The organism is Streptomyces katrae (assembly GCF_000966975.1).
Classification (GTDB): Bacteria; Actinomycetota; Actinomycetes; order Streptomycetales; family Streptomycetaceae; genus Streptomyces; species Streptomyces katrae.
Genome location: NZ_JZWV01001265.1, coordinates 1 through 4694 on the forward strand (window position 1 = coordinate 1; position 4694 = coordinate 4694).

Genomic DNA, 4694 nt, shown 5'->3' on the forward strand with positions numbered 1-4694 from the left:
CGGTCGTCATCGGCGGGGGGCTCGCCGGAGTCACCGCCGCCCTCGAACTGGCGGACGCCGGACTGCGGGTCACCCTCCTCGAAGGACGCCCCCGTCTCGGCGGCCTCGCCTTCTCCTTCAAGCGCGGCGACCTGACCGTGGACAACGGCCAGCACGTCTACCTGCGCTGCTGCACCGCCTACCGGTGGTTCCTCGACCGCGTCGACGGCGCCGCCCTCGCCCCGCTCCAGGACCGGCTCGACGTGCCCGTCCTCGACGTCGCCCACCCCGCCGGACCCCGCCTGGGCCGGCTGCGCCGCAGCGCCCTGCCCGTCCCCCTGCACCTGGCCGCCTCCCTGGCCACGTACCCGCACCTGTCCCTCGCGGAGCGGGCCTCCCTCGGACGCGCCGCCCTCGCCCTGCGCCGCCTCGACCCCGCCGACCCGGCGCTCGACGGCCTCGACTTCGCCACCTGGCTGGCCCGCTACGGGCAGAGCCCGCGCACCGTCGAGGCGCTCTGGGACCTCGTCGGCATCGCCACCCTCAACGCCACCGCCCAGCACTCCTCGCTCGGCCTGGCCGCCATGGTCTTCAAGACCGGCCTGCTCTCCGAGAACGGCGCCGCCGACATCGGCTGGGCCCGCGTCCCGCTCGGCGAACTCCACGACACCCTCGCCCGCAAGGCCCTCGACTCCGCCGGCGTCCGCACCGAGCTGCGCACCCGCGTCACCGCCGTCACCCGCACCGGCGACGGGAACTGGAGGGTCGACACCGACGGCGATTCCCTGGACGCCGGCACCGTCGTCCTCGCCGTCCCGCAGCGCGAGGCCCACGGCCTGCTGCCCCCCGGCGCCCTCGCCGACCCCGACAAGCTCCTCGACATCGGCACCGCCCCCATCCTCAACGTCCACGTGGTCTACGACCGCAAGGTGCTCCGGCAGCCCTTCTTCGCCGCCCTCGGCACCCCCGTCCAGTGGGTGTTCGACCGCACGGACTCCTCCGGACTCACCGACGGCGGCCAGTACCTGGCCCTGTCCCAGTCCGTCGCCCAGGACGACATCGACGAGCCCGTCTCCGTCCTGCGCGCCAAGTACCTGCCCGAACTCGAACGGCTGCTGCCCGCCGCCCGGGGCGCGAAGGTACGGGACTTCTTCGTCACCCGCGAGCGCACCGCCACCTTCGCCCCCAGCCCCGGCGTCGGCCGGCTGCGCCCGCCCGGCGTGGGCCGGCTGCGCCCGGGCCCCCGGACCGACACGCCGGGGCTCTATCTCGCCGGTGCGTGGACCGCCACCGGCTGGCCCGCGACCATGGAGAGCGCCGTCCGCAGTGGCCTCGGCGCGGCACACGCCGCGCTCGCCGCGCTCGGCCGCCCCCGCGAACATCCTCTGCAGGAGGCGGTATGACGACCACCACGACCACCACCAGCACCACGAGCACCACCAGCACGGCCGGCACGACCGGCACAGCACGTACAGGAACCAGAGGAGAGCCAGTGAACCCGGGGAACCCGGCTGTCGAGAACACAGGTGCCGGCGCGGGCACGGCCGGCGGGGGAACGGAGAAGGCCGACACCCTCGCCCTCCTCGAACGTGGCCGTACGCTGTCGACCCCCGTGCTCCGCGCGGCCGTGGACCGGCTCGCGGCGCCCATGGACACCGTCGCCGCCTACCACTTCGGCTGGATCGACGTCGACGGCAACCCGGCGGACGGCGACGGCGGCAAGGCCGTCCGCCCCGCCCTCGCCCTGCTCTCCGCCGAGGCCGCCGGCGCGCCCGCGGAGGTGGGCATCCCCGGCGCCGTCGCCGTGGAGCTCGTCCACAACTTCTCGCTGCTGCACGACGACCTGATGGACGGCGACGAGCAGCGCCGCCACCGCGACACGGTCTGGAAGGTCCACGGCCCCGCGCAGGCCATCCTCGTCGGCGACGCCCTGTTCGCCCTCGCCAACGAGGTGCTGCTGGAGCTCGGCACCGTCGACGCCGGCCGCGCCACCCGCCGGCTGACCACCGCCAGCCGCAAGCTCATCGACGGCCAGGCCCAGGACATCTCCTACGAGCACCGCGAGCGCGTCAGCGTTCAAGAATGCCTCGAGATGGAGGGGAACAAGACCGGAGCCCTGCTCGCGTGCGCGGTGTCCATCGGAGCCGTCCTCGGCGGCGCCGACGACCGCACGGCCGACAAGCTGGAGGAGTACGGCTACCACCTCGGCCTCGCCTTCCAGGCCGTCGACGACCTCCTCGGCATCTGGGGCGACCCCGAGTCCACCGGCAAGCAGACCTGGAGCGATCTGCGCCAGCGCAAGAAGTCCCTGCCCGTCGTCGCGGCCCTCGCCGCGGGCGGACCCGCATGTGAGGAGCTTGCGCGGCTGCTCGCGGCCGACGCGAAGAGCAACGATTTCGAGAACTTCTCGGAGGAGGAGTTCGCCCACCGCGCCGCCCTCATCGAGGCCGCCGGAGGCCGTCAGTGGACCGCCGACGAGGCGCGCCGCCAGCACGCGATCGCCGTTCGAGCCCTCGACGACGTGGACATGCCGCAGCGGGTGCGCGAGCAGCTCGTCGCCCTCGCCGACTTCGTCGTCGTGCGCAAGAGGTGATCTTCGTCGGAAAGTGGATATGAATCGCGAGTCGCCGGCCCGGGGGCCCCTCTGAGGGATCCCCGGCCGACGGCAGACCCGGGCACGGCCGACACACGGTACGAAGGGGAAGCCATGACAGCGACGACCGACGGCGGCGGTGCGATCACCGACGGCGCCGATCCGCGACACGACAGCACGGCGGCCCCGGCCGCCCCGGCCGCAGGCCCGTCCGGCGAGGACACCGGCCTGCTCAAGGAAGCACAGGAGGCCACCGACCGGGCCGTCCGTGAACTCCTGGACCGCCAGGACCCGGACGGCTGGTGGAAGGGCGACCTCCAGACCAACGTCACCATGGACGCCGAGGACCTGCTGCTGCGCCAGTTCCTCGGCATCCGCGACGAGGCGACCACCAGGGCCGCCGCCCTCTTCATCCGCGGCGAGCAGCAGCCCGACGGCACCTGGGCCACCTTCCACGGCGGCCCGCCCGAACTCTCCGCCACCATCGAGGCGTACGTGGCCCTGCGCCTGGCCGGGGACCCGCCCGACGCCCCGCACATGGCCCGCGCCTCGGCCTGGATCCGCGACCAGGGCGGGATCGCCTTCGCCCGGGTCTTCACCCGCATCTGGCTGGCCCTCTTCGGCTGGTGGAGCTGGGACCACCTGCCCGAGCTCCCGCCCGAGCTGGTCTTCCTGCCGCCCTGGGTGCCGCTGAACATCTACGACTTCGGCTGCTGGGCCCGCCAGACGATCGTCCCGCTGACCGTGGTCTCCGCGCTGCGGCCCGTCCGCCCGGCGCCCTTCGCCCTCGACGAGCTGCACACCGACGCACGCGACCCCCACCCGGCCAAACCGCTGGCGCCGGTGGCCAGTTGGGACGGGGTCTTCCAGCGGATGGACAAGGCCCTGCACCGCTACCGGCGGATCGCACCGCGCCGGCTGCGCAAGGCGGCCATGGCCGCGGCCGGCCGCTGGATCGTCGAACGCCAGGAGAACGACGGCTGCTGGGGCGGGATCCAGCCCCCCGCCGTGTACTCCGTCATCGCCCTGCACCTGCTCGGCTACGACCTCGGGCACCCGGTGATGCGGGCCGGACTGGAGTCCCTCGACCGCTTCGCCGTCTGGCGCGAGGACGGCGCCCGCATGGTCGAGGCCTGCCAGTCCCCGGTCTGGGACACCTGCCTCGCCGCCATCGCCCTGGCCGACGCGGGCCTGCGCCCCGACCACCCGGCGCTGGTGAAGGCCGCCGACTGGATGCTCGGGGAGGAGGTCCGGCGCAGCGGCGACTGGGCCGTGCGCCGGCCCGGACTGGCCCCCGGCGGCTGGGCCTTCGAGTTCCACAACGACACCTACCCCGACATCGACGACACCGCCGAGGTCGTCCTCGCCCTGCGCCGCATCCGCCACCCCGAACCTGCCAGGGTCGAGGCGGCCATCGCCCGCGGCACCTCCTGGACCCTCGGCATGCAGTCGAAGGACGGTGCCTGGGCCGCCTTCGACGCCGACAACACCAGCCCCCTCCCCAACCGGCTGCCCTTCTGCGACTTCGGCGAGGTCATCGACCCGCCCTCCGCCGACGTCACCGCCCACGTGGTGGAGATGCTCGCCGCCGAGGGCAGGGCCGCCGATCCGCGCGCCCTGCGCGGCATCGCCTGGCTCCTCGCCGAACAGGAGCCGGAGGGCAGCTGGTTCGGCCGCTGGGGCACCAACTACGTGTACGGGACCGGCTCGGTGGTCCCCGCCCTCACCGCCGCCGGGATCTCCCCCCGGCACCCCGCCGTCCGGCGGGCCGTCGGCTGGCTGGAGTCCGTGCAGAACGCGGACGGGGGCTGGGGCGAGGACCAGCGCTCCTACAAGGACCGCTCCTGGGCGGGGAAGGGCGCCTCCACCCCCTCCCAGACCGCGTGGGCGCTGATGGCCCTGCTCGCGGCGGGGGAGCGGGAGGGCGAGGCCGTCCGGCGCGGGATCGCCCACCTGGTGGAGACCCAGCGGGCCGACGGCACCTGGGACGAGCCGCACTTCACCGGGACCGGCTTCCCCTGGGACTTCTCCATCAACTACCACCTCTACCGGCAGGTGTTCCCGCTCACCGCCCTGGGCCGCTACCTGTACGGGGAACCCTTCGGCCCGGCCGCCGCCGCAC

3 protein-coding genes are annotated in these 4694 nt (G+C 74.2%); all 3 read left to right on the plus strand.

All coding sequences use genetic code 11. The features are described 5' to 3' along the window. On the plus strand, positions 1-1382 hold a 1382-nt coding region (gene hpnE, locus VR44_RS35955), incomplete at its 5' end, for a hydroxysqualene dehydroxylase HpnE (RefSeq protein ID WP_045951858.1). An 89-nt stretch (positions 1383-1471) separates the two neighbouring features. Continuing rightward, positions 1472-2572 carry a polyprenyl synthetase family protein gene (locus VR44_RS35960; protein WP_045951859.1) on the plus strand — a complete coding sequence of 367 codons (1101 nt, stop codon included), beginning with the start codon at positions 1472-1474 and terminating at the stop codon, positions 2570-2572. Between the two features lie 114 nt (positions 2573-2686). Then, a partial coding sequence (shc, locus tag VR44_RS35965; RefSeq protein ID WP_045951860.1) for a squalene--hopene cyclase occupies positions 2687-4694 on the plus strand: 2008 nt, incomplete at its 3' end.